Source organism: Lysinibacillus sp. GJ-1 (assembly GCF_021166035.1).
Lineage (GTDB): Bacteria > Bacillota > Bacilli > Bacillales_A > Planococcaceae > Lysinibacillus > Lysinibacillus sphaericus.
Genome location: NZ_CP088912.1, coordinates 2,170,636 through 2,197,295, shown reverse-complemented (window position 1 = coordinate 2,197,295; position 26,660 = coordinate 2,170,636). Strand labels below are relative to the sequence as shown.

At 37.6% G+C, this 26,660-nt stretch carries 25 protein-coding genes, 1 pseudogene and 2 riboswitches; of the genes and pseudogenes, 12 read left to right on the top strand and 14 right to left on the bottom strand.

Annotated features, from left to right (window positions below; translation table 11 throughout):
* Window positions 1–131: 131 nt before the first annotated feature.
* The 3 genes from LO754_RS10465 to LO754_RS10455 form a co-directional block, all read right to left on the bottom strand.
* Complete coding sequence (locus LO754_RS10465; protein WP_231786193.1) at window positions 132–254, bottom strand: hypothetical protein; 123 nt, start codon at window positions 252–254, stop codon at window positions 132–134.
* Window positions 251–400, bottom strand: coding sequence for a hypothetical protein (locus LO754_RS10460; RefSeq protein WP_231786192.1), 150 nt, complete (start codon window positions 398–400; stop codon window positions 251–253). Before LO754_RS10460 ends, LO754_RS10465 begins: the two co-directional genes overlap by 4 nt.
* Window positions 401–1,250: 850 nt before the next feature.
* On the bottom strand, window positions 1,251–1,871 hold the full coding sequence (locus LO754_RS10455) for an SCO family protein (protein ID WP_231786191.1): 621 nt from the start codon (window positions 1,869–1,871) through the stop codon (window positions 1,251–1,253).
* 559 nt (window positions 1,872–2,430) lie between these two features.
* On the opposite strand from LO754_RS10455, the gene LO754_RS10450 reads away from it, so the two are divergent.
* The 5 genes from LO754_RS10450 to LO754_RS10430 all read left to right on the top strand — a co-directional run bounded on the left by LO754_RS10450 (window position 2,431) and on the right by LO754_RS10430 (window position 6,946).
* Complete coding sequence (locus LO754_RS10450; protein ID WP_024361773.1) at window positions 2,431–2,766, top strand: DUF485 domain-containing protein; 336 nt, start codon at window positions 2,431–2,433, stop codon at window positions 2,764–2,766.
* Window positions 2,767–4,320 (top strand): solute symporter family protein, encoded by a 1,554-nt coding sequence (locus LO754_RS10445; protein WP_024361774.1) that lies wholly within the window; start codon window positions 2,767–2,769, stop codon window positions 4,318–4,320.
* A 460-nt stretch (window positions 4,321–4,780) separates the two neighbouring features.
* Window positions 4,781–5,119 carry a DUF485 domain-containing protein gene (locus LO754_RS10440; protein WP_024361775.1) on the top strand — a complete coding sequence of 113 codons (339 nt, stop codon included), beginning with the start codon at window positions 4,781–4,783 and terminating at the stop codon, window positions 5,117–5,119.
* Window positions 5,116–6,660 (top strand): solute symporter family protein, encoded by a 1,545-nt coding sequence (locus LO754_RS10435; protein ID WP_024361776.1) that lies wholly within the window; start codon window positions 5,116–5,118, stop codon window positions 6,658–6,660. Before LO754_RS10440 ends, LO754_RS10435 begins: the two co-directional genes overlap by 4 nt.
* Window positions 6,661–6,757: 97 nt before the next feature.
* Window positions 6,758–6,946 carry a hypothetical protein gene (locus tag LO754_RS10430; protein WP_024361777.1) on the top strand — a complete coding sequence of 63 codons (189 nt, stop codon included), beginning with the start codon at window positions 6,758–6,760 and terminating at the stop codon, window positions 6,944–6,946.
* Between the two features lie 23 nt (window positions 6,947–6,969).
* Here the strand turns inward: LO754_RS10430 and LO754_RS10425 are convergent, their stop codons facing one another.
* The 7 genes from LO754_RS10425 to parE form a co-directional block, all read right to left on the bottom strand.
* On the bottom strand, window positions 6,970–7,719 hold the full coding sequence (locus LO754_RS10425) for a TatD family hydrolase (RefSeq protein WP_231786310.1): 750 nt from the start codon (window positions 7,717–7,719) through the stop codon (window positions 6,970–6,972).
* Window positions 7,709–8,458, bottom strand: a complete 750-nt coding sequence (locus tag LO754_RS10420; RefSeq protein ID WP_231786190.1) for an ABC transporter ATP-binding protein — start codon at window positions 8,456–8,458, stop codon at window positions 7,709–7,711. Before LO754_RS10420 ends, LO754_RS10425 begins: the two co-directional genes overlap by 11 nt.
* Window positions 8,433–9,194, bottom strand: coding sequence for an ABC transporter permease (locus LO754_RS10415; protein ID WP_051147716.1), 762 nt, complete (start codon window positions 9,192–9,194; stop codon window positions 8,433–8,435). Before LO754_RS10415 ends, LO754_RS10420 begins: the two co-directional genes overlap by 26 nt.
* An 8-nt stretch (window positions 9,195–9,202) precedes the next feature.
* Window positions 9,203–9,496: a thiamine-binding protein gene (locus LO754_RS10410; RefSeq protein ID WP_024361781.1), complete on the bottom strand. Its 294-nt coding sequence runs from the start codon at window positions 9,494–9,496 to the stop codon at window positions 9,203–9,205.
* Window positions 9,497–10,495: an ABC transporter substrate-binding protein gene (locus LO754_RS10405; RefSeq protein WP_231786189.1), complete on the bottom strand. Its 999-nt coding sequence runs from the start codon at window positions 10,493–10,495 to the stop codon at window positions 9,497–9,499. It abuts the gene before it with no gap.
* Window positions 10,496–10,694: 199 nt separating this feature from the next.
* Window positions 10,695–10,806, bottom strand: a riboswitch (TPP riboswitch).
* Window positions 10,807–11,004: 198 nt separating this feature from the next.
* Complete coding sequence (gene parC, locus LO754_RS10400) at window positions 11,005–13,437, bottom strand: DNA topoisomerase IV subunit A (RefSeq protein ID WP_231786188.1); 2,433 nt, start codon at window positions 13,435–13,437, stop codon at window positions 11,005–11,007.
* Entirely contained in the window at window positions 13,434–15,410 is a 1,977-nt protein-coding gene (gene parE, locus LO754_RS10395) for a DNA topoisomerase IV subunit B (protein WP_024361784.1), read from the bottom strand. Before parE ends, parC begins: the two co-directional genes overlap by 4 nt.
* A gap of 656 nt (window positions 15,411–16,066) precedes the next feature.
* Between parE and plsY the strand changes: the two are divergent.
* The 6 genes and pseudogenes from plsY (at window position 16,067) to LO754_RS10365 (ending at window position 21,306) form a co-directional block, all read left to right on the top strand.
* Window positions 16,067–16,667: pseudogene (gene plsY / locus LO754_RS10390) on the top strand (glycerol-3-phosphate 1-O-acyltransferase PlsY).
* Window positions 16,668–16,686: 19 nt separating this feature from the next.
* On the top strand, window positions 16,687–16,977 hold the full coding sequence (locus tag LO754_RS10385; protein ID WP_024361786.1) for a HesB/YadR/YfhF family protein: 291 nt from the start codon (window positions 16,687–16,689) through the stop codon (window positions 16,975–16,977).
* A gap of 145 nt (window positions 16,978–17,122) precedes the next feature.
* Window positions 17,123–18,658 (top strand): spore germination protein, encoded by a 1,536-nt coding sequence (locus tag LO754_RS10380; protein WP_231786187.1) that lies wholly within the window; start codon window positions 17,123–17,125, stop codon window positions 18,656–18,658.
* A 28-nt stretch (window positions 18,659–18,686) separates the two neighbouring features.
* Window positions 18,687–19,883 (top strand): Ger(x)C family spore germination protein, encoded by a 1,197-nt coding sequence (locus tag LO754_RS10375; protein ID WP_024361788.1) that lies wholly within the window; start codon window positions 18,687–18,689, stop codon window positions 19,881–19,883.
* 6 nt (window positions 19,884–19,889) lie between these two features.
* Window positions 19,890–20,120 (top strand): hypothetical protein, encoded by a 231-nt coding sequence (locus LO754_RS10370; RefSeq protein WP_231786186.1) that lies wholly within the window; start codon window positions 19,890–19,892, stop codon window positions 20,118–20,120.
* Between the two features lie 28 nt (window positions 20,121–20,148).
* On the top strand, window positions 20,149–21,306 hold the full coding sequence (locus LO754_RS10365; protein WP_108030855.1) for a GerAB/ArcD/ProY family transporter: 1,158 nt from the start codon (window positions 20,149–20,151) through the stop codon (window positions 21,304–21,306).
* Between the two features lie 77 nt (window positions 21,307–21,383).
* On the opposite strand, the gene metA is transcribed toward LO754_RS10365, so the two are convergent.
* On the bottom strand, window positions 21,384–22,319 hold the full coding sequence (metA, locus tag LO754_RS10360) for a homoserine O-acetyltransferase MetA (protein ID WP_024361791.1): 936 nt from the start codon (window positions 22,317–22,319) through the stop codon (window positions 21,384–21,386).
* 100 nt (window positions 22,320–22,419) lie between these two features.
* A riboswitch (SAM riboswitch) is annotated at window positions 22,420–22,529 on the bottom strand.
* A 243-nt stretch (window positions 22,530–22,772) separates the two neighbouring features.
* On the opposite strand from metA, the gene LO754_RS10355 reads away from it, so the two are divergent.
* The gene (locus LO754_RS10355; protein ID WP_024361792.1) at window positions 22,773–23,144 is read left to right on the top strand and encodes a nucleotide excision repair endonuclease; all 372 of its coding nucleotides are present in this window, start codon (window positions 22,773–22,775) and stop codon (window positions 23,142–23,144) included.
* A 95-nt stretch (window positions 23,145–23,239) separates the two neighbouring features.
* On the opposite strand, the gene panF is transcribed toward LO754_RS10355, so the two are convergent.
* The 3 genes from panF to LO754_RS10340 form a co-directional block, all read right to left on the bottom strand.
* Window positions 23,240–24,685, bottom strand: coding sequence for a sodium/pantothenate symporter (panF, locus tag LO754_RS10350; RefSeq protein WP_231786185.1), 1,446 nt, complete (start codon window positions 24,683–24,685; stop codon window positions 23,240–23,242).
* Window positions 24,685–24,948, bottom strand: coding sequence for a YhdT family protein (locus LO754_RS10345; RefSeq protein ID WP_024361794.1), 264 nt, complete (start codon window positions 24,946–24,948; stop codon window positions 24,685–24,687). The genes panF and LO754_RS10345 overlap by 1 nt, the downstream gene beginning before the upstream one ends.
* Window positions 24,949–25,193: 245 nt before the next feature.
* On the bottom strand, window positions 25,194–26,660 hold the full coding sequence (locus LO754_RS10340) for a class I adenylate-forming enzyme family protein (protein ID WP_024361795.1): 1,467 nt from the start codon (window positions 26,658–26,660) through the stop codon (window positions 25,194–25,196).

Genomic DNA, 26,660 nt, shown 5'->3' with positions numbered 1-26,660 from the left:
TATCTCTAGCTTTACAAAAAAACTGCCCCACACACTAGTGTTCGCAGAATCACTGTATAACTTATAGTGAATGGCTTCCTTCTCATGAATTTGTCGTGTTAATTTGACATCCTTTTTTGATTTTTCATCTTCTAATATAAACATTGACATATTTCTACGAGCTTATGCTTTTGTGTAGAAGCTAGAAACATACCTCTCCTAAGTCTTGTTTCAATAAGACCTAACAACTCTAAACTTCCCAATGCCTCTCTCATAGAGGATCGCCAGACACCCTGACGTTCTGAAAGGGCTCGTTCGGTTGGTACTTTTCATCAGCCTGTATTTTTGCCATTTTTATAAGCTGTCGTAATTGTTGGACGATATCTAAAAACACTTTCCTTTGTTCGGTTTTTTTATCCATACGATTAACTCCTTGGTCAATCTATTCCCTTGGCATAATTATGTTGTCGCTTTCCTTTCGCGCTATAAACAATGCATCCAAAGGCTTTATCTTCATTCAGTAGGTGTTTGGATACCTAATTATAAAGAAACAATCTCCACCACCTTTAGATGATGGCGTCTCTTACTGAATGAATCCAAAAGTGGTCTGGCCACTTTTGGATTTGGCTTTATCTTACAAAACAATTATTTAAAAGTAAAGAAAAAACTGCATAAAATTTTATGCAATTTCTAAAATTCCTTCAATTTCATATTCTTTTCGTCGTTTGTGCATGTTTACTTTCACTTGTGGTCTACCAAAGCGCTTTTCAAGCGTTCTCTCAATGTAAAGCAATTCATCTTCTAGTAACAGCTCTTGAACAAGATGAAAAACTTTGCGGGAATAAGGTTACAGAGACCGTTCCAAACTCATCCTGAAGAGCTAATAAAAGTAATTTGTAAACGGCGATCAACAAGGGAAAGCATGTACCTGGCAACGTCCGTACGTGCCCACTGAGCCAATATTCAGGGTTATTAATCGTAACTTTTTTTAATTGTTGCAACTTTACTAAATCAAGAGTTTTTCAGTATAGTTGTATATCGCGAAAAATCAATAATTATGAACAAACTATCCGTATTAAAAAAACAAGGAGAGTTAAAAAACTAGCTTGTATGAAATTAACTTTCATATTAAAATCCAAATAATATCTAAACACAATTTATAAATCATCAAATATGTTTATTATATTGCTTTATAGACTTTATGTCCTTTTCTAATAGAAAAAATAAACTCAGCTAATTGTTTAATCAACTGAGTTTATTTTGCGTTGTATTTAGTTTTTAGACAATGCTTTCATATCTGCTACGATTGTTTCAACCGGTACATCTGTCGTGCCATCATAATCTTTTACGACAACACCATCAGCATTTACTAAATAAAAACTCGACATATGTACTACTTGATCAGAATTCGGATCATTTTTTACTAATGAATTAAATGATTTTCGCGCAAATTGCTCAATATATACTTGCTTATAACCAGTCAGCAGCTGCCATTTGCTATCATCAACAACCGAGTACGTTTTTAAATAATTTTTTAATACTTCAGGTGTGTCAACTTCTGGATCTACGCTAAATGCTACGATTTGATAGTCCTTTACGCCTTCATCTTCTAATGACTTTTGCACATCTGTCATATTATATGTCATCGGCGGACAAATCGAATTGCAATTTGTAAATATGAACATGGCTAACCAAGGCTCTCCTTTAAAGCTATCAAGGTTCACTTGCTCATTGTTTTGATTTGTAAAAGAAAAATCTTGTACGTCAATACTCATTTCAGGTTCAAATTTATAACTACCACAAGCTGTTAATAAACTACTTATTACTAGTAATCCAACTAGTACGATCCATTTCCTTCTTAACAAAGTGTACACTTCCCTCCAACTTATCATCGTTTTTTATTGTATAAATTATAGATTACAAATACAAGATAATGGTCTTGAATCTTTTCCTTCTTTATGTCAAACTCCTTCATTTGTATGTTTTTGGTAGCTTTAAACCCATTTTATGCCATATTATTAAAAGTTTTTTTAAAAATTTTTTCAGCATTTTTTTACTAATTTTCTTATTTCCCAAGACATCATATAATTGTTATATAACAAGGTTTTTTTGCTATTCATTTATAGACTCTCTTTTATAGAAAAATAAGGAAAACACTAAATTTCTCTTTTAAGTTCATTTTTTCTTTTACATTCAAAATTATTATCAATAAGCTATTTCAACAATACTATTTCAAGAGTGAAATGCGTTCTCTTTCATACAGATAATTTCTATTAAATCCTTATTATTTCTACTTTATTTCGACTATCTAAATTTGACTAAAAATTTGAAAAACTAAAATTTTAGTATTGCATTATAGGATTCTTCCTCATAAAATAAGTGAATATAACGACGAGACAAAAAGAAATATGTCGTTTTAAACAGCAATATATAACTTTAGGGGGAATAATAATGGCTAACATTACTGAGAACAAAAACGTACAATCAGTTGACTATAATGCAATTGAAGCTATGGAATCGTTCAACAACTTCGTAAAAAAGAAAAATACTTTTCTTTTTTCGATCACAGCAGGGTTTTTAATTCTTTATATTTTACTACCAATCCTTGCTTTTCAGCCTGTACTACAACAAAAAGTTATTGGTAGTATTACGGGCGTTTGGATTTACTCAGCAGGACTTTTCATCATGACAATTGTTCTTTGTACAGTATATGTAAAAAAAGCTTCTTCATTCGATAAAGCTGCAGCTGCAGTTCTTGCAGAGTATCAAGCGAAAGGTGGAAAATAAATGAATTTAGTATCAGTAGGATTCTTCTTAGGAATCGTAGGTTTAACATTAATCGTTACGTACATCGCTGCGAAGCGTACTTCTTCTGCCAGTGATTTCTATACTGCCGGTGGTGGATTAAAAGGATGGCAAAATGGCTTTGCGATTGCTGGTGACTACTTATCAGCGGCTGCATTTCTAGGGGTTTCAGGTGCTATCGCATTAACTGGTTTTGATGGTTTCTTCTTCTCAGTAGGTTATGTTGTTGCGAACTTAGTTTTACTATATGTAATTGCAGAACCAATGCGTAATTTAGGACGCTATACATTAGCCGATATGTTAACAGCTCGCTTTAATGAAAAACGTATTCGTGGAGTAGCTGCTACAGGCACAATTATTATCGTTATTCTTTATATGATTGCTCAATTAGTAGGTGCAGGTGCTCTTATTAAATTATTATTTGGTATTGAGTATTGGGTTGCGGTGTTAATTGTAGGCGTTATGATGACTACTTATGTATTATTTGGTGGTATGACGGCTACTTCATGGGTTCAAATTATTAAAGCTGGACTTTTACTATTTGGGACAGGTTTATTAGCAACACTGGTATTAATGAAATTCGATTTCTCTTTAGTGAAAATGTTTGATACGATTTCAACTGATCACGGCGATAAGTTTTTAGTGCCAGGTATGAAATACTCAAGTTCAATTGACTCTGTTTCAATGATGATGGCACTAGTATTAGGTACTTCAGGTTTACCACATATCCTAATGCGCTTCTTTACTGTTAAAGATGCAAAGACAGCTCGTGCTTCTATTTCTTGGACAACTTGGATTACAGCAATTTTCTTCTCATTAACAATTTTCTTAGGTTTTGGCGCTATGCACTTTGTAGGGCTTGATAAAATCATCGCTGAAAGTAAAGCTGGAAATACGGCTGCTCCACTATTAGCTGAATTCCTTGGCGGCGATGTGCTTATGTCATTTATTTGTGCGGTTGCATTTGCAACAATCTTAGCGGTAGTTTCAGGACTAGTATTAACAGGTGCATCTGCAATTTCTCATGATATTTATGGTGAGATTATTAAAAATGGTAAATTAACTGAAAAGCAACAAGTTTTAGCTGCTCGTACAGGCTCAATTTCAATTGCCATTGTATCGATTATCCTTGCATTATTTGCACAAAGTTTAAACGTTTCATTCTTAGTATCATTTGCATTTTGTATCGGGGCTTCTGCCAACCTACCTGTTATTTTATATACAATTTACTGGAAAAAATTCAATTCAACTGGTGCGGTAACTGCCATGGTAACAGGTTTAGTTTCATGTTTAGTTCTAGGTGCTATGGGTCCGAACGTTTGGAGTCCAGTTGAAGGTGCAGCAATCTTTGTTGGAAATCCACTAGTGCCACTTGCAGTACCAGCAATTATCACGATTCCTCTTGGCTTTATTGCTGGCTACTTAGGTTCTGTTCTTTCATCTAACAAAGTATCTCAGGCTGAGGCGGATCGTATTTACAAAGAAATCCGTGTAAAAGCAAATACAGGGGTATCTGTTTCAGATATTTCCCATTAATCAGATTAAGGTTTTAACGACCCCTTTTTATAGTAAAAAAAGACTCGACTTCGGTCGGGTTTTTTCTTTTTTTATTATAAAAAATTAAACATTTTACTTATCGAACAATACTATTCTTTTTCCAAAAATAAGAAAATAACCAATTTTCACTAGAGAAATAGTGTTTATTTTTTCTAGAAAAAACGCATTTTTTCTCGGTTATTACAACTGTTTTTTTGTCAAGAACCTAGTAATATCATCATCCTATAAATTTATCTGAATTTTCGAAAACCCTTTAATTTCTAGGCTTTGTCATGTATTTTCTGTTTAAAGTCTATTTTTCAGAAAATTTTTTTTACATAATTTTTCTGAAATGTATTGCAATTTCGTGAACTGTCTCATAAAATTAAGATGTGAATTCACTAAAGTAGCAAAAAATAGTATTTAAGCAGTAAAAATAAACACAAAATGGGGAATGTTTATGGCGAACAATCAAGCAAGCAAAAGCATTGTTATTGATTATGATGCAATTGCAAAACAAGAATCGTTTAAAGCACTTGTAAGAAAAAAGAATGCCTTTTTATGGTCAATCACTGTATTCTTTTTAGCAGCTTACATGTTGCTACCTATTCTTACATCTTACACAACAATCCTACACCAAAAGGCTATTGGGGAAGTCACTTGGGTATGGATTTACGCAGCAGGATTATTCATCATGACTTGGAGTTTATGTCATCTATATGTTGCGAAAGCAAATAGCTATGACAAAGAAGCAAAAGCAATTATAGCTGAATATGAAAACGGAGGTGGCCGCCTATGAGCTTTATCGCAATATTTTTCTTCGTAGCAATTGTTGGTCTTACATTAGTTATTACATGGTGGGCATCTAAACGTACTTCTTCTGCAAGTGATTTCTACACTGCAGGCGGTGGTTTAACAGGCTGGCAAAATGGACTAGCTATCGCTGGTGACTACTTATCAGCAGCTTCTTTCTTAGGGATCGCTGGTGCCGTTGCATTATTCGGATTTGATGGATTCTTCTTCTCTATTGGTTATTTAGTAGCTTACTTAGTGGTGCTATATATCGTAGCTGAGCCATTACGTAACCTTGGTAAATTTACATTAGCGGACATGATTACAGCACGTTTTAATAATTCTAAAGTTCGTGGTACAGCAGCTCTAAGTACCATTACAATTGTATTATTCTACATGATTGCACAACTAGTTGGTGCAGGCGCACTTATTCAATTACTTTTAGGAATTGACTATTGGGTTGCAGTATTAATCGTTGGTGTTATGATGACTACTTATGTTTTATTCGGTGGTATGACTGCAACTTCTTGGGTACAAATTATTAAAGCTTGTCTATTAATGTTAGGTACTGTCATTATTTCGTTCTTAGTATTAAAAGAGTTTGGCTTCAGTATTTCAACAATGTTTACAGAAATGTCTACTGCTACTGACAGCGGTGCGGCATACTTAAACCCTGGACTTAAGTATACAAACGGTATTGATACAATTTCTGTTTTAATTGCCCTTGTATTAGGTACTGCAGGTCTTCCACATATCTTAATGCGTTTCTTCACAGTAAAAGATGCAAAAACAGCTCGTTCTTCAGTTATTTGGGCTACTTGGATTGTAGGTCTATTCTATGTATTAACAATCTTCTTAGGCTTCGGTGCTGCTGCATTCGTTGGTAAAGAAGACATTATCGCTGCAAACGCGGCTGGTAACATGGCTGCTCCTCTTCTTGCAGAAGCACTTGGTGGCGACATTCTGTTCTCATTCGTTTGTGCAGTAGCATTCGCAACAATCTTAGCGGTAGTAGCAGGTCTTGTACTTTCAGGTGCATCTGCCCTATCACATGATATTTATGGTCAAATTATTAAAAAAGGTAAGATTACAGAAAAAGAGCAAGTACTTGCTGCTCGTATCGGTTCTATTACAATCTCTATAGTATCAATCCTTCTTGCACTTGGTGCACAAACATTAAACGTTGCGTTCTTAGTATCACTAGCATTCTGTATTGCTGGTTCAGCAAACTTACCAGTAATTATTTACACAATTTATTGGAAACGCTTTAATACGGCTGGTGCAGTAACAGCGATGTTAACAGGTTTAATTTCTGCTTTAATACTTGTAGCTGTATCTCCAAACGTTTGGAATCCAGTTGAAGGTAAAGCAATCTTCGTAGGTAATCCGTTAATTATGTTAACGAATCCTGCAATAATTTCTGTACCACTTGGTTTCCTAGGTGGTTTCATCGGAACGTTACTTTCTAAAGAATCTGATGATGCGAAATATCGTGAAGTTGATGTAAAAGCAAACACTGGTATTTCAGTTCAAGACGTATCTCACTAATACTATCACTAAAACCCCGTAAACTTTATGCTTACGGGGTTTTACTTTTCTCCCTCTTTTCGGTAATATATTGGTAATGTGAAATGGAGGGATTAGCATGGCACTATCCAAAGCTAAAAAGAAACGTATGCATTTAAAACGGACGCAAGGTAAGGATGTTGAAAAAAAACGTCAAACTGCCCCTTTTAGTACGCATGAGCGCGTGACAAAAACGAAGCATGCTACATTAGAACACAATAGAACAAAACATAGGAAACAGCCACACGGAGACGATTACTCGCTCTAAATGTGGCTGTTTTTGTCGTGTCTTTATAAATCGTAAAATAATTTTGTGTTTCGTGTCAAAGTATTGGCCGTTTCTTGCGTTGTTATACCTTTAAGCGTTGCAATGACTTCGATACTTTTAGCCATCATAGACGGCGATGTTCGAGCCTTGTCAAAAGGTCCTTCAAATGGCCAAGGTCCATCCGTTTCCACCATCATCAGTTCCAATGGATACTTTGTAATCAAATCTTGTATTTCCGCTTCATAAACACAATCAGGCGTAATGGAAATATAATAACCATTATGTATCATGCGCACAATTGCCTCTTCACTTCCCTTGAACCAATGAAAATGAGCTTTCTTTACACCATGTTTCTCAAGTAAATCACAAGCGATGAGTGCATCCTCATAAACAGCATGTAACACTATCGGTTTGTGAAGTTCTTGCGCTAACAAAATAAATTGTTCTAATAACGCAATATAAGGGCGCTCATCCAATACATGCGTCTGTTTTCGATAATAAGGTAAACCAACCTCTCCAACAGCAATCATCTCACTTGCGTGCAGTCGTATCCAATTAAATAAAGCTTCTTTCTCCTTATCATTAGGCAACGACTGTTCAGGATGAAAACCATATGCTGCCTTGACCTTCGCATAGGCTCTCGATAACTTCAGCGTTTTCTCACAAGATTGTAAGTCCGTACTGACCGCTATAACCGTTTGCGCCTCATCAAGTAGCAAAGGTACTTCTTCTTCTTGATACTGATCTAAATGAATATGTGCATCAATCAACATATGCATCGTCCTTTTCTTCCTTTAAATACTGAAAAAGTTGTTGTTTTAACTGTGTAAATTGAGTGGAATGACGAATTTCCTCGGAACGTGGTCGTGCAAACGGCACAATGATTTCTTCCTTAACCGTCGCTGGACGTTTCGTTAATACAATAATACGATCCGCTAAAAATAGCGCTTCTTCAATACTATGTGTCACGAATAGGATAGATTTTTTATGTTCCTCCCAAATAGATAACAACCATGCTTGCATTTCTAATCTTGTAAACTCATCGAGCGCTGAAAAAGGTTCATCTAAGCATAGTATCGGTTTCCCGCTGACGATAGCACGCAAAAACGATACACGTTGCTGCATGCCTCCTGATAATGCATGCGGATAAGCATTTTCAAACGAAGCAAGACCAACCTTTTCTAGCCACGCTTTGGCAAGCTCTTTATTCGGACGACGCTGCAATTCCTCAACAATCATGACATTTTCTAAAATCGTCCGCCACGGTAATAAGCAAGGTTGTTGGGGCATATAGCCAATGCTACCTGTTTTTCGTTGAATATTGTCTCCATTTAACAAAATAGCGCCGCGATCGACAGGCGTTATTCCTCCTATCAATTGAAAGAGTGTGCTTTTTCCACTACCTGAAGGACCAATGATTGCCACAAATTCACCTTCCTGTACGGTAAAGGATAAATTATTAACCACTTCAAGCGAGCCAAAGGACTTAGATATGTCTTGAATGTTCAGCATGTGCGCCCCTCCCCTTTACAACAAGCTTTTCTACAAAACGAATCACACTAAATAACAATAAACTTAATAAGACAATGGCAAATATCGCTACAAAGACGCGATCCGTTCGAAACGATGATTGTGCGAGCGTCATATAAACACCAATTCCCTTTTTTGCACCAAGCCATTCAGCAATGACCGCTCCCATCACACTATAAGTCGCCGCAATCTTAATACCGGAAAAGATGGATGGATACGCATAAGGCCATTCTAATTTCCAAAATGTTTGCCCCTTCGTAGCACCAATCATTGCAAAATAATGTTTAAGCTCAGGAGAGGTTTGGCGAAACCCATCCATCGCCGCGATAACGATTGGAAAGAAGCAAACGAGACAAATAATAATCAGCTTGGGTAACAGGCCAAAGCCAAACCAAATAATTAATAATGGCGCTAAAACGAGCACTGGCACATTTTGAGACACAATAAGAATCGGATAAACAAACGCTCTAATGGTTGATGAGCGATGTAAAAATACCGCAACGCTTAAGCCACACATCACACCAATAGCAAGCCCTAATAATGCTAGCTGAATCGTGGCCCAAACATGGGGAATAAACGTTGAATACGATTCAATACCTTCAATCATAATGGCACTTGGCGCTGGCAATAGCCAATGCGGGATATCAGCTACACGTATAATAAGTTCCCATATGAATAAGAGGAAGGCGATAAAAATAATCGACCTTCCTTTCAGCATTACCTGTTTCACCCTCGATATTTCTCCGTTAATGTTCCCATTGTAATACCAGCTGGCTGATATAAAATTTTCACTTGTGTAATAACATTGATAGCGCCTAAGTCAATCATCTTTTTATTCATCTCTTCAATAATTTGTAACAAAGTGGATAATTCACCCTCCATTGTTGTTTCCAGTGGATGCACCTCATAGTGCACACCGGAAGCATCGATTACAGCAATTGCCGCATCTACAAATGGGATCACATCCTCATATTTTTCTGTTTTAGGTATGATTTGTACACTAATTAATGAATTCGCCATTTATTTTGCTCCTTTCTTTGGTAAGAAGTCGTTTGTAAATGCTTGTTGTGCATTAAAGTCGCCTTCTAAAACGTTATTCTGTGTCATCCAGTCCGCATAGTTTTCCCAAACTGCTAACTTTTGTTCTCCCCATTGCACCGCATCATCTTGATATTTACCCGCTAACCATTCCTGACTTTTATGCACAAGCTCTTTATCCAAATCAGGTACCGCTTCAAGTAAAATATCAGCCGCTTCACTCGGATGCGCTATCGCATATTCATAGCCTTTGGCAGTAGCTGCGACAAATGCCTTTACGACATCAGGATTATCCTTTATCATTTTTTCATTCGTTGCCAATACAGGTGTGTAATAATCAAGCTGCTCACTATAGTCGGTTAAATACTGCATATTTAACTTTTCCCCACGAAGTTCTGCCTCAATACCTGTCCAAGCATAATAAATCCACGCAAAATCAATATCCTTTTGCATCATTGTGAAAAAGTCGATATCTCCCGCATTGACGATATCTAATTTGTTTATATCAGCATTTTCTGTTTGCATCAGTGACTGTAAAACAGCTTGTTCCACTGGAGCACCCCAGCCACCATAGGTTTTTCCTTCGTAATCTTTTGGTGATGTAATGCCTTTTGAAGCGAGTGATGCAAAACCTGAAGTATTATGTTGAATAATTGCCGCAATCGATACAAGTGGTACACCTTGTACACGAGCTTGCGTAATGCCTTCTTGGATGCTTACGCCAAACTCTGATTTCCCAGACGCCACAAGCTGATCAGCACCTGCATCACCTGGTAAAATAATCTCTACGTCTAAGCCTTGCTCTTTAAAATAGCCAAGCTTTTGCGCCACATAAAGTCCCGTATGATTCGTATTAGGTGTCCAGTCCAGTACAACTGATACTTTTTTTTCTGAACTGGCTTCCTCTTTTTTGTCTTCTTTTGCGCTACACCCAACTAATGTAATTAGTGCAGCAACCATAATGATTAACCATTTTTTCATGCTATATCCTCCTAGCAAGTAATTTGAAAGTGTTCATGATTGAATGTTTCACCAGAAGAAAAGCGTATGCTGTTTTTAATCTGTTTGCAGACGATGCTCATTGTTTTCTATCTGCTTAAGGGAATTATCATCCTTAAACAAAAAACGCCTAGGAATTATCCCAGGCGTTTGCAAACGGTATCAAAAAATAGTGTACGAATATTTTTGAATAGATGTTCCCTACGCTGGTACGAGCCAAATCAGGTTCAAAGGGTCAGCATCTGAACGGACGCAATCTCAGCTGGCAACTTCCAGCCCCCCTACATTCTTAACTTATGAACTTTTCGTTGATTATTATACCCCTATCTATCTTCAAATGACAAGCTCGTATTTTTAAACCTTTAAAATCAGCCTTGCTGTCGATGCCTATCATAAGCGAGCAAACTTCTTTCTAATTAGTAATTCGTTTTCCAAAGCATTTTGCTAGATGAAAAAAGCCCAGTTCTGTATAAGAACATGGGCATAATAAATTATTCTTCTTCTTTTTTCATTTTCATTACATGAGAAATGGTACCGTCTGTAGCGATATCTATTTTAAAGGAGCCATTCGAATGGCGATCTGCGCGCGTTAAACCTTTGACATCAATGATTTCTTTTACGCCTTTTTCTGTTTCAACAATGACTTGCTCCTGATCACTTGCTTTTACTACCGCAACAATACGATGTGGATTGGCTTTTAATTCGGTTAACACTTTTAAACCACGTTTTGCTCTACTTGCCATATCGACTTCAGCGACATTCATCTTCTTCACAGCACCTCGTTGGGTAACAATCACGACATACTCTGTATCAGACGGCTTTAATATTGTTACACCAACAAGTACTTCCCCATCTTTTAACGTGATACCTTTCACGCCACCCGTTTTAACACCTGTGACAGGAAGTTCTTCAATTGGGAAGCGGATAGCGTAGGCTGTATCAGTAATCAATAACAGCTCTGCCTCGTCTGAAACAATATCCGCCATGATCATTTCATCGCCTGATTTGACATTCATCGTCTTAATCGGCTTCGAATAACGTGTTACTGCATAATCTGGCAGTGGCGAGCGCTTAATTTGCCCTTCCTTTGTAGCGGTTAAAATATAGGTGTTTGGCTGTTCAAAGGAATCAAAACCATAGACCGCAATAATTGTTTCATCTTCACCTGTTGGCACAATACTTGAGATATGCTGACCAAGATCTTTCCAACGAATATCCGGCAATTCATGTACAGGCTGATAAATATAATTCCCACGATTTGTGAACAACAACAGATGATGCTGGGTATTTAACGTTGCCTCATACAGTAAATAATCGGAGTCTTTCATGGCGAAATCTTGTCCATTAGATGCTGCATGCGAACGTGTGGATGTGCGCTTAATATAGCCATCCTTCGTCACTGTGACCACAACATCCTCACTTGGAACAAGCACGTCTAACGTAATTTTAATTTCTTCAATCTCTTGTTCGATTTTCGAACGGCGTGGTTCAGAAAAACGTTTTTTAATGTCGAGTAATTCTTGTTTAATGACACGTACAAGTTTCGCCCCGCTATGCAAAATACCTTCTAGTTTCGCAATCAGTGCATTTAACTCATCTTGTTCACGACGTAGCTCTGTAATATCCGTATTCGTTAAACGGTATAATTGTAAGCTCACAATCGCCTCCGATTGTACTTCAGTAAAGTCAAATTTCACCTGTAAATTTGTTTTTGCGTCGCGCTTATCATTCGATGAACGAATTGTTGCAATTACTTCATCTAAAATCGACAGTGCTTTAATCAAGCCATCAACAATATGAGAACGGTCTTTTGCCTTTTGCAAATCATAAATGGAGCGGTTTGTCACCACTTCTTTTTGATGGGCTATGTACGCATCAAGTAGCAGTGGCAATGTCATCATCGTTGGACGACGATTATGGATCGCAATCATATTAAAGTTATAGGCTACTTGCAAATCAGTAGTTTTAAATAAGTAATTTAAAATGCCCTGTGCTGGCACGTCTTTTTTTAACTCAATCACGACACGTAAACCAGTACGGTCTGATTCATCTCGAATTTCTGCAATGCCTTCCAGGCGTTTATCGACGCGTTGTTCATCAATTTTCTTTACAAGATTTGCCTTATTCACATCATAAGGTAACTCTGTAATAACGATTTGCTCTTTCCCACCTTTTAATGGTTCAATGGCTGCTTGAGCTCGAACAATAATTTTACCGCGTCCAGTTTCATATGCCTTTTTAATACCATCGACACCTTGAATAATCCCTCCTGTTGGGAAGTCAGGGCCTATAATCACCGTCATTAGCTCATCGACAGTCGAATTCGGTTGATCTAAACGCATTAAAACGGCATCTAACACCTCATCAAGTGCATGTGGGGGAATATCTGTGGCATAACCAGCAGATATTCCTGTCGACCCGTTGACAAGCAAATTCGGGAAGCGAGCAGGCAATACTGTTGGCTCCATATCCTGATCATCAAAATTCGGTACAAACTCCACTGTCTTTTTACCAATATCACGTAACATTTCAGCTGCAATTGCTGACAATCTTGCTTCTGTATAACGCATCGCAGCAGGTGGATCTCCATCAACAGAACCATTATTTCCGTGCATTTCAATCAGCATATGGCGTGCTTTCCAATCTTGACTCATTCGCACCATCGCTTCATATACCGAACTATCACCGTGTGGATGGTAGTTACCGATTACATTCCCGACCGTTTTGGCAGACTTACGGAACGGTTTATCGTTCGTATTGCCTTCTGTATACATCGCAAATAAAATACGTCGCTGTACAGGTTTAAGACCGTCGCGCGCATCTGGCAACGCTCGGTCTTGAATAATATACTTACTATAACGACCAAATCGGTCTCCCATTACTTCTTCTAATGGTAAATCTTGAAACTTTTCCGTACTACTCATGCTTGGTCCTCCTCTTGTTGGATGAATTCATTGTCTAAAATGTTCGAATCATCCTCCATGCCGAAGTTAACATTTGCTTCGATCCATTTACGGCGCGGCTCTACCTTATCGCCCATTAACGTTGTCACGCGACGCTCAGCACGTGCCCCATCTTCAATCGTGACACGAATTAACGTCCGTGTCTCAGGGTTCATCGTTGTATCCCACAGTTGGTCAGCATTCATCTCACCAAGTCCTTTATAACGTTGTAGGATATAGCCTTTCCCCACTTTTTTAATGGCTTTTTGTAAATCATTTTCGGTCCAAGCATATTCAATGACCTCCTTTTTCCCTACACCCTTTGATACTTTATAAAGAGGTGGTAACGCAATAAATACTTTACCAGCCTCAATTAATGGGCGCATATAACGATAGAAGAATGTTAATAGAAGCACCTGAATATGTGCGCCATCCGTATCAGCATCGGTCATAATGACAACTTTATCGTAGGCTGAATCTTCTACTGAGAAATCGGCTCCGACTCCTGCACCAATAGCATGAATAATTGTGGAGATCTCCTCGTTTTTCATAATATCTTGGAGCTTCGCTTTTTCGGTATTAATGACTTTACCGCGCAACGGTAAAATCGCCTGAAACGTACGATCTCGCCCTTGTTTCGCTGAACCGCCAGCAGAATCACCTTCGACTAAATATAATTCGTTTTTCGCAGCATTGCGAGATTGTGCAGGTGTTAGCTTTCCTGAAAGAATCGTACTTCCTTTTTTACTTTTCTTCCCGTTACGAGCATCTTCGCGTGCTTTTCGCGCCGCTTCACGTACTTGTTGCGCACGAATCGCTTTTCGCACAAGCGATGCAGACAATTCCGCATTTTCTTCTAGCACATATAAAACTTGTTCAGAGACAACACTATCGACTACCGAACGCGCTTCACTTGTACCGAGCTTTCCTTTCGTTTGCCCCTCAAATTGTAGTAAATGTTCAGGAATACGGACAGAAACAATTGCTGCTAAACCTTCGCGAATATCTGTCCCTTCAAGATTTTTATCTTTATCTTTTAGTAATCCTATTTTCCGTGCATATTCATTGAAAACTCTTGTCAAGGCAGCTTTTGCACCGGTTTCATGCGTACCACCATCACGTGTACGGACGTTGTTTACAAACGATAAGATTGTTTCTGAATAACCATCGTTGAATTGGAAGGCAAATTCAACTTCGATATCGTCTTGCTCACCCTCTACATATTTGACAGGATGAAGAACATCTTTTTCCTCATTCAAATACGCAACGAAAGCTTCAATGCCGTTTTCGTAAAAGAAAACATCACCTTTGCCTTCCTCGCGTTGATCAATTAACTCAATTTTTAATCCTTTTAATAAAAATGCAGACTCACGTAAACGTTCTGCCAGTGTATCATAATTAAATTTTGTGACGGAAAAGATCGTGTCATCTGGCAGGAAATGGACAAGTGTGCCTGTTTGCTTTGTCTGTCCGATTTCTTCTAAAGTCGTCACAGGATGTCCACCGTTTTCAAAACGCTGTTTATATTTTTTGCCATCGCGATGAATCGTCACTTCTAAAAATGTCGATAAGGCATTAACAACGGATGAGCCAACACCGTGTAAGCCGCCACTCGTTTTATAGCCGCCTTGTCCAAATTTACCACCTGCATGTAAGACTGTGAAAATAATTTCAGGGGTAGGTTTGCCCATTTTATGCATACCTGTTGGCATTCCACGTCCAAAATCGCGAACGCTTAAACTTTGATCTTTATGAATTGTGACAATGATATGAGAACCAAAGCCAGCAAGTGCTTCATCCACCGCATTATCTACGATTTCATATACAAGGTGATGAAGTCCTCTGCCATCTGTGGAACCGATATACATGCCGGGTCGCTTTCGTACCGCTTCTAATCCTTCTAATACTTGAATTGCGTCATCATTATAGACGCTAGGTGACTGTTTATTCGCCAAAAGATTCCCCTCCAAAAAACAAACGCATGTTCTGATTACGTTCTCATCCTAATAATAATAGCATTTCCTGTCAATAGCTAGTGACAGATATATATTTTTTTAATTACGCTACAACGTAATTGCTTCTATGAACTTTGTTTAGAGGCCAATCAAGGGCAGGCTGCTGTCATGAATGACTGCACTTATTTTAAGCTTACTGCCTTGTACGACCAAACAAAAATCCACGACAACTGTAGGAGGCGCTATCTTCACTAAAGCGAGCATTGAACGCCTTCTAATTACTTAACATTACAGCCTACCAAAACATCATCGGTAGGCGTTTTCTGTTGAGTGATGATTTTTAATAGCTTCACAAGAGAAATTAAAGATAGACTTCTATTCTACCAAAGGAATGTGTGATTGACAAAATTGCCATTTTACCTATATTTTAAGAAAGCACTTAGGTATTAATACAATACTAGTTCCGAATAACCGTACATAAGCTATCATAAGCCTGTGACTTTTAAAATCATGAAGTACTATTTCCTTTTGTATTGAATTCAAGGCTCATGATGAAATCTCCTTCATATCATTGTAGATTAAAGAGAAAAAGTGTAAAATACTTGTTACAAACTATTAGTACCAAGTGTTATTATTTGGATGAAAGGAGTCCACCTATGTTAAACGGACTTATTATTTTATGTGCCTATCTCATCGGCTCTATACCTTCTGGGTTATGGATTGGCAAAATATTTTACAAAACAGATATTCGCGAGCATGGTAGCGGCAATTTAGGGGCTACCAATACTTTCCGTATATTAGGAAAAAAAGCGGGTTTAGTGGTGACGGTGATGGATGTTTTAAAAGGAACAGCGGCCGTGTTACTAGTGACGCTACCAGTATTTGTTGATGTCACGATCCACTCACTTATTCTAGGGCTTGTTGCGGTCATTGGACATATGTTCCCAATCTTTGCAAATTTCCGTGGCGGTAAAGCGGTTGCTACTTCAGCTGGCGTCCTTCTAGGCTATTCTTTATTTATTCATTTTACTATTCATCACTTTTATCGTAACATTAAAGCTCACGAAAATTGTCAGCCTCACATCCATGATTGCGGCACTCGTCGCATTAATTTATTCGATAATCTATTATTTTGTGACAGGCGACTTTGCATTAGGGATTTTAGTAGCCTTTTTATTTACCTTTATCATTTATCGACACCGAGCAAATATTTCGCGCATTAAAAATGGCACGGAGCCAAAAGTTAAATGGCTTTAAAAATGAAAGGAGTTCTCGCATGAATATCGCACTGACAGCGCAAGCTTTACAATGGTTTAAAAATGAAATGGAAGTCGAAAAAGGTGATTCAATTCGCTTTTATGCTAGATATGGCGGCTCAAGTCCATTTCATGAAGGTTTTTCCCTAGGGATGACACGTGAAGAACCGATTGAGATAGGCGTTCAAACTGTAGTAGACGATGTCACATACTATATTGACGAAAAAGATTTATGGTTTTTTAACGATTATACCTTACACGTTGATGTAGACGAACAACTTCACGAATTAAAGTATGACTATAAAAAATAACACAGTATTTCCTTTCGCTATTGAAAGGAAATGCTGTTTTTTTATTTCAAAACTAAACCATCTTAAGTTGACTTGTTTTGGTTTAGCTCTCCGCAAAATTGACCATCCTCATACTAGTCAATCTATACTCTGAGGAGGAATATAAATGCCCGTTTCAGAAAACAACAATACCTCCCAACAGCCATTAACGAATTTACTGCACACTTCGCTTTCAGAAAATATTTTTACAATCAAAGAAGCACTTGGTCATAGTAATGATGTGATTATTCGTGAAATTATTATCGACAAACTTGATTGTTTATCTATCGCCATTATCAACATTGATGGTATTTCTGACAAAACTATTATTACGGATTTTATACTTGAAAATCTACTGCTTGAAATTGACAACGAACCGGAAAATAAAATTGACAACATAAATGACTATATGAAAAAACATTGTTTAGCGGTAGGTGATGTAAAAGATCTTTTTGATTTTACCGCATTATTTACGTCCATTTTAAATGGTGAGACCGTCATTTTATTAGAAGGGCAATCCGTGGCGATTGGAACAGATACTAAAAACGCAAAAGATCGAGCCGTCACCGAGCCACAAACAGAATCTGTGATTAGAGGGCCCCGCGAATCTTTTACTGAAACATTGCGGACCAACACAGCACTCATTCGTCGCAAAATAAAAAGCCCTAATCTTTGGATAAAATCTCGGGTCATAGGAGAGGTAACCCAAACAGATGTAGCTGTTATGTATATCAATGGCATAGCCAATGACAAAATTGTACAAGAGGTGCTTGACCGATTAGATCGAATTAAAATTGATGGTGTATTAGAAACTGGCTATATTGAGGATTTTATTCAGGACTCGAAATATTCCATATTTCCAATGATTTATAATACAGAACGGCCAGATGTTATTGCCGGTGAATTATTAGAAGGTCGAATTGCGATATTAGTGGATGGAACACCTATTGTATTAACCGTCCCTGTCGTATTTACATCCTTTTTACAGGCTGCAGAAGATTATTACCAAAATTGGATTATTAGTTCCCTAATCCGCCTTTTACGTTTTTTTGGTATTTCGCTTGCATTAATTATGCCTTCTTTATATGTGGCTATTACGACCTTTCATCAAGAAATGCTTCCGACGCCAATGCTTATTAGTATCGCTTCACAGCGAGAAGGCGTGCCCTTCCCCGCCGTCGTTGAAGCACTAATTATGGAAGTTGCCTTTGAAATATTGCGAGAAGCAGGTCTACGGATGCCAAGAACGATTGGTCCAGCCGTATCCATTGTTGGTACGTTAGTAATAGGACAAGCTGCCGTGGAAGCTGGCGTAGTATCCGCGGTGATGGTCATTATCGTGGCATTAACAGCCATTTGTAGTTTCCTGTTTCCTTCTTACGGCTTATCAAATACGATTCGTGTCCTACGCTTCCCTCTTATGATATTAGCTGCGATTTTTGGTTTATTTGGGGTGATGTTCGGCATTATGATGATTATCCTTCATTTATGTAGTTTAAGATCTTTTGGTGTTCCATATATGAGTCCCTTCGGGCCATTAATTGTAAAAGACCAAAAAGATGCGATGGTCTTGTTCCCACGCAGAAAGTTATTGACAAGACCGCGATTGGTTAGTCAAAAAAATAATGTTCGAGAACAACAATATCACGAAAAAAAGAACTAAACATTAAAGTGCAAATGAGGAATCCATCATGTCAAACAGAAAGATGATTTTGTTATTCTTAATCCTCACTTTATTATTGAGTGGTTGCTGGAGTAAGCGAGAATTAAACGAATTAGCAATCGTCGTGGCACTAGGTATCGATAAGGTCGATGAGGATTTTGAAGTTTCCATTCAAGTAGTAGATCCGAGTCAAATTTCTTCAAAGCAACCATCCAGTGGACGCGCACCCGTTGTTACCTACCATGCTAAAGGAAAAAGTGTGTTTGAGGCCATTAGAAGAATGACAACGTTAACACCTCGGAAACCTTATTTTGCTCATTTGCAAATTGTCGTAATAGGTGAAGAATTAGCAGAGGCAGGCTTAAACGAACCACTAGATTTTATTGCAAGAGATCATGAATTTAGAAACGACTTTGATCTTGTAGTATCTCATAAAACAGCGGCAAAAGAAGTGCTGAATGTCTTAACACCCATTGAAAAAATGCCCGCCAATAAATTATTAAATTCGATCAAGGTGTCGGAAAAATCATGGGGTTCAACCTTATCTGTTCGCACAGATGAATTGCTCAACACCCTTAGTGGTAAAGAAAAAAGTGCCGTTTTATCAGCAGTTGAGATACAAGGAGATTTGCAATTAGGGATTGACCAAACCAATGTAGAAAGAATTAAAACACCTGTTATTTTAAAATATGCGGGTATCGCTATGTTTAAAGAGGATAAATTAGTCGGGTTATTATCAGAAGATGACAGTATTTATTTTAATTACTTGAATAACAAAATTAAAAGTACAGTAGAAGTTCTCGCGTGCCCTAAAGGTGGAGAGTTATCCACTGAAATTACGAGTTCGTCCTCCAAAATTAAAGGGACTTTCAAAAATGGTACGCCGCACATCACGATAAAAATTGATGTTACGCAAAATATTGGTGAAGTGAATTGTGCCATTAATTTAACCCAAAACCACACCATTCAACAGATCGACAAAAAGACAGCAGAAAAGATAAAAGCACATACAGAAAAAACTTTAGCTATTATTCAGAAAAATTATAAGCTCGATTTATTAGGTTTTAGCGAGGCACTCCATCGCAGCGATCCGAAAAAGTGGGAAAAGATTCATAAAGAATGGTCAACACTTTATCCAACTGTACCTGTTACGATTCATGTACAGGTCACAACCCAAGGATTAGGAACAATCCAAAACTCATTATTGTACAATTCAAAGGAGTAACTCACGATGTTCATTAGCATGATCGTCATACTTGTTTCGTTGATGATTGCTTATCTTATGATTCCCCCATTGTTGAAAAAAGGCGAAAAAAAAACAATATTCGCCTTTTCTATTTTATTGTTTATAGGCGCCATTTTAAATATCGCCATTGGTTTAAAAATAAATATCCCTAGCCCATTAGATTTTATTACATTTATTTTTACACCTATTAGGAAAATGTTATTATCATTTTTTTAATAAGAATGACTAGAAAGGGTAGTGACTAATGGAAAAACAATTACTTAGTGCCAGACAATTTACAATCATTACCCTTCTCCATTCTATTGGAACGGCCATATTAATTGTGCCAGCGAGCATTACAAAGCAGCTTCATCAAGATGCATGGATTGGCGCAACTATTGGCGTCTTATTAAGCTTTTTAATTGTAAAATTGTATACAAGCCTTGGAACTCAAACACCGCACCTTACGTTTGTCGAAGCAAATGGAAAAATTTTAGGTAAATTTTTTGGAACTTTGACCTCTCTAGGGTTTATCACTCTCGCATTTTTTTCGGCTAGTGAATTGTTATATTTTATTGGCATCTTTATGCAAACAGAAGTAATGCCCGAGACACCTACTTTGTCCTTTGCTGTATTATTTACCATTATTCTTGTTTTTGCATCGTTTCTAGGCATTGAAGTGTTTGCACGGTCAGCAGAAATCCTATTTCCTATATTTCTATTTATATTTATTGTATTTCTTGTTTGTATTTCGCCTCAAATTAATATTGAAAATATCCAACCTATTTTTGAAACAAAGACAACATCTTTAATAACCGGTATTCTTAAATTTATGAGTATTTTTTCATTCCCGCTCGTTATGTTACTTATGATTTTCCCTTCTGCTGTCAATATACCGAAAGCAGCACAAAAAGGATTTTATTTCGGCACGCTCTGCGGAGGAATTGTATTAATTATCATTATCGCCCTCTCAACACTCGTAATTGGTCCAACGAATACTTCCATTGAGTCATTTCCTAGCTATGCACTGGCTCAACGGATTTCTATAGGCAATTTCTTTCAACGTGTTGAAATTGTTATGGCTGTCATGTGGATTATCTCCATCTATATTCGAACTTTTCTCTATTTTTATGCTTCTGTAATAGGTATAGCACAAATCCTAAATATTAAAGATCCACGACCATTGATTTTGCCATTAGGAATGTGCATGATTGCGTTGTCTCAAATTGTTCATCCGAATATTGTGCATTCTAATAATTATAATCAAAAAATTTGGCCTCTGTATTCAGGCTTATTCACTGTCTTGTTAGCCCTCTTATTACTTGTCATTGCAAAAATGCGAAAGATAAAAAGCAAAACAGCCGGTGATTGTTCAAATCAACAAACTGACCAAAGTACATTGAACTCAAGTGAAACAACATAAAAAATCCAATTTCTCAGTATTTCGATTGAGAAATTGGATTTTTTAAATCTTCACAAAAGCAAATGGAAAGCGACAAATTAGATATGGTATTCAATTTCATCAACAAAATCCCATTCATACGGCGTTTCTTGATAAACATAGTAGTTTAGCCAATTGGAGAATAATAAATGGGTATGTGCTCGCCATGTATTAATAGGTTCTTTAGCTGGATCATCATTCGGGAAATAGTTAACAGGCACTGCAATGTCGATTCCTTTTGCCACATCGCGACTATATTCATCGGCTAGTGTTGTCGCATCGTATTCTAAGTGCCCAGTAATCATAATATTTTTATTATCTTTTGATTGGACAATAAAAACGCCTGCATCTTCTGAATACGATAGTAAACGTAATTCCGGATGATTGCGTACTTCTTCGATTGAAACAGAAGTATACCGAGAATGTGGTGCTGTAAATAAATCACTAAATCCTCTTACTAAATCGACCGTTAAATCCGTAATCACATGTGAATATACACCCGAACACTTTTCTGGTAATTCAAATTTTCCGATGCCATAGTGATGATATAAGGCAGCCTGTGCACCCCAACAGATATGCAAGACAGATGTGACATTCTTAGCAGACCAATCCATTATCTCTGAGATTTCTTCCCAATAATTCACTTCTTCAAATGCCATTTTTTCCACTGGTGCACCCGTAATAATCATCCCGTCAAAGCGACGATGGCGTATCTCATTAAATGTTGAATAAAAGAGTTGTAAATGCGATTTACTAACATTTTTAGACTCGTGTGTTGCCGTATTTAAAAATGTTATATTGACTTGTAATGGCGTATTTCCAAGCAATCGAAGTAATTGTAATTCTGTTTTCTCTTTTTCCGGCATTAAATTAAATATTAAAATATTTAACGGACGAATTTGTTGTGTTTTGGCACGATCTTCTTCCATGACGAATATTTTTTCCTCACGTAAATGTTCTCCAGCTGGTAAGTTTTTCGGAATATTAATTGGCATATTGTTGTCCCCTTTTCTTTCATTTTTTTCTCTCTATGTAAATTAAAAAATCCCCCTCATTCCATAAGAGCAAGAATGAGAAGGATAATTATCACGTTCACTCTTATCTCTCAAAGGAAAAATCCTTTGGTGGAATTAGCACCTTTCTAACAATGTTAGAGGTTGCTGAAGCGTCATAGGGCCAAATCCCTCAGCTTCTCTTGATAAGATTATTCAATTAAAAAGAATTGTATCATGAACAATTAAGAATTTCAATAATACATAGAATATTTTGTATTTAAACGAATGGAAGCTTATGAATTGTTAAACACTACTATCAAGTTATATTTTTGACAGCCAGTCCCAATTCTAATAGGCATACACGAAAATTAATGGAACCAATAAATCGTAATGGCAATCATAGAGGTATTATGTTAACATATACCTTTAGTAACAGAGAGGAACGTGAATATTTTGATTAAAATTGAACTCCCAAAACCAGACTTAGTAATTCGTCAACGTGAGCAAGTATTAAAACCAGGGGATGTAGAAATTACGCCTTTCCACGGTTTTATTGATTTCCATAAAATCACTCGCGAAAAAGGTGGCATTTTCTTATTTTATAATGAAAAAAATGAGCTATTATTTGTAGGGAAAGCACGTAAAATTCGCCAACGTATTAAAAAGCATTTTGAAGATAATGTATCACCAATGAAAAAATACCGTGATGAAATTTTCAAAATCGAAGTGTATGAAATTGATGATCCAATGGAACGTGAAATTTACGAAACATATGCGATTAACACATTCCGTGCAAAATATAATCTAGATAAAGTATTTTATTAAGATTCAAGCCGTTAGCATACATGATGCTAACGGTTTTTCTATTCTATAGTGGCAAAAAGAAAAACCCCAAGCGTTGTCACTCGAGGTTTTCATCATTAGATAAATAGTTTTTCATCTTTAAATTTATGAGCTGTTAGCCAACTGACGATAACAAAGATAATCAATGAAGCTACTATCGGGATGGTCACCGTATGCATACCAAAAATCGTCGGATAAAAGCGATCAATCATAATATATAACGTCATGCCCGTAATCATGGACGCAATCGCCCCGTATTTATTGGCTTTTTTCCAATACAACCCTAGCACAACTGACCAAATAAAGACAGCCTCTAAGCCACCAAATGCAAATAAATTGAGCCAAACAAGTAAATCTGGCGGATTTAACGCAAATACAACGACTGCTAAACCAATCACCGTTGTTACCACGAAGCTAGCACGCTTGATTTCTCGATCATTGGCAGTGGGCTTGATATAGTTCAAATAAATATCCTTTACCACTGTTGAACTAACTAGCATCAGCAACGCATTCACGGTAGACATCGTCGCTGCCATTGGTGCTGCTAACACAATGCCCGCTAAAAACGGCGGCAACACTTTTAACGTAAGCAACGGCATTACCTTATCACCAATTTCAATGCCAGGAATTACTGGACGGGCTAATACACCAATCAAGTGCATCCCGAACATAATTGTCCCAATAGCAATTGTGCCAATAATAATCGCTAAATGCATGCTTTTGGAATCTTTATAGCTCATGGCGCGGACTGCTATTTGAGGAAGCCCTACCACACCAATGCCGATTAAAATCCAAAATGTTGAGACGTACAATGGTGTCAGTTCCCCTTCAGCACCAAATGGTGACACTAGGTTTGGATTTTCCGCAACAAGGGACGTCATAATTTGATTGATGCCACCACCGGCAACGATTGTCCCAATCAGTAAAATTACAGTACCAATCACCATAATGGAACCTTGAACCGTATCCGTTAACGCTACAGCACGGAATCCTCCTATAATCACATAAATTAATACTGAAACAGCAAAAATAAAGAGTGCTGCTGTATAGTTAAGACCTGTTAATGATTCAATTAAGCGCGCGCCCCCGACCCATTGTGCCATCATCGCAGAAAATAAAAAGACAATAATACTAATCGCTGACAATATAACGATGACATGGCTTTTGTAGCGTTCACGTAAAAAATCAATTAATGTAATCGCTTGATAGCGGCGAGCAATAATGGCAAATTTCTTGCCTAGTATCATCAGTACAAAATAGCCTGCTGGCAGTTGAGCCATCGCTAACAAGACCCATCCAAGCCCTTTATTATAAGCAACACCCGGTCCACCGATAAAGCTGCTTGCACTACCATACGTGGCAATCATCGTCATTGCTAGGATAAAGCCGCCCATTTCACGACCGCCAAGAAAATATTCCTGTAAAAATGAATTCGATGAACGAACATGCTTATTCGCCCATATGCCAATCCCAAAAATAATAATTAAAAAAACAAGAAGCGGAAAAATAACTTGCCAATGCATTATTCATCCACCTCCCCGTCATCAAATGGTACCTCTTTAAAAAAGAGCTTTAAGACGAGCCAGATTAATACAATCATAAAACCTGTTCCAGCGATGCAACTATAGAAAAACCAAGCTGGGAAACCCAATACATACGAATACGCTGTTGGATCCCCCGAACCTAGACCATAGGCAAAGCCATACCAAATCGCAAAGTTGACAAATACAAGTCCAATGCCAATAAGCGCCTCACGATGCGCAATTTTAAAGCGTTGATCTTTCAAAATAGAATCCCCCTAACCTACTCTATTTTACTGTGATGTAGGACTAATGGGAAGCATTGTGAGAAAAGTAGATAAAAAAAGCAAAAGTTAGCGAACAATCCCTATCAACTGGGTATCTTACAAGGCTCCAATCCGAATACGCTTTCTGCCTTTTCGGACGATTGTTGTGATTTTTGTGGCGATTTCCCCCATCTTATTGGCGGTGTCGGCGTCTTTCGTGGCGATTTCCCCCACCTTACCTATCTTCAAGAGCTTTTTAATTGCAATTGAAGTGCTTTTTTATCAATTTTCCCAACAATCGTTTTTGGTAATTCATCAATCATAATAATTTTTTTCGGGATTTTATAGTGACCTAAATAGCTTCGACACAGGTTTTCTACTTCGTCTACTAACGTATCTGACTTATGATGGCAGACAATAAATGCTGTGACAACTTCGCCCCAATAATTATCTGGTGCTCCAATGACTGCCGCTTCTTTTACGAGCTGATGACGAAGTATGCATTGCTCCACTTCTTGCGGATAGACGTTCTCCCCACCACTAATAATCATGTCTTTCCTACGACCGACGATATAAAAATACCCTTCTTCATCCATTGTCGCTAAATCACCAGTCCTTAACCAGCCATCTCGTATCGTATTGTCGGTTTCCTGCTGATTATTCCAATAAAATCGAAACATATGCTTGCCTCTAACGAACAGTTCGCCTACTTCATGGGCAGCGCAGCTTTCACCCGCTTGATTGATAATTTTCGCCTCATTAAATTGCATACTTTTACCCACTGCCCCCTTTTTGACATAAGCCTCTTCACGTGAGATATAAAAATTGTTCGGTCCAGCCTCTGTTAAGCCATAACCTTCTTTAAAAAAAAGTCCCTTTTTAAAAAACGCATCATATATCGGAAGTGGGCACGGTGCGCCGCCAGATAAAAACACTTTTACAGTGGGAAAACTACTTTTGTGAAAATAGTTTGTCGTTATCATGGCTTGATACATCGTTGGGACAAAAAGCGAAATCGTTGTCTTATAGAAATTAATTGCTTTGAGTGCTGTTTCCGCTTCAAACTTATCACCGATAACAACCGTCCCACCTGCCATTAACAATGGAATGGATAGTGCGTTAAGCCCACCCGTATGAAACATGGGCATATAGTTTAACGTACAATCGTCTTCACATAACCCCCAACTAATAATTGTATTAATTGCATTCCAATTTACAGAATTGAAAGACAACACTACCCCCTTTGCTTTGCCAGTTGTGCCACCTGTATAAATCATTAGCCAAGGTTCATTTAAATCCAGTTCTATTGAGCTCGCAATAGTCGCTGACGGCAGAACTTGTTGAATAGGGTACATCATTGCAAGTTGTAAAGGGCATGGTATTCCTTGGTCATATAAAAGTAAAGAAGGTGTAGCATCTGCAACAATTTCATTTAACTCCTCTGCACTTAAGCGCCAGTTTAAAGGAACATAAATCAGCCCCCGTAATCCACAAGCAAATAATATAGCAAATAAGTGACTATTATTTCGAGAAAAAACCGCTACTCGGCTACCTGATTGTAATCCTTGAACTTCAAAAAAATGGCTCCATTTGGCGATTTCAAGTGTTAATTGCCGATAAGTCCATTGTTCATTTGTTTCTAAGTTCACTAATGCTGGCCGATTCGGTGTTAAAGATGCACGATTTAAAATCCAAGCTTGCTCTGCAAACAT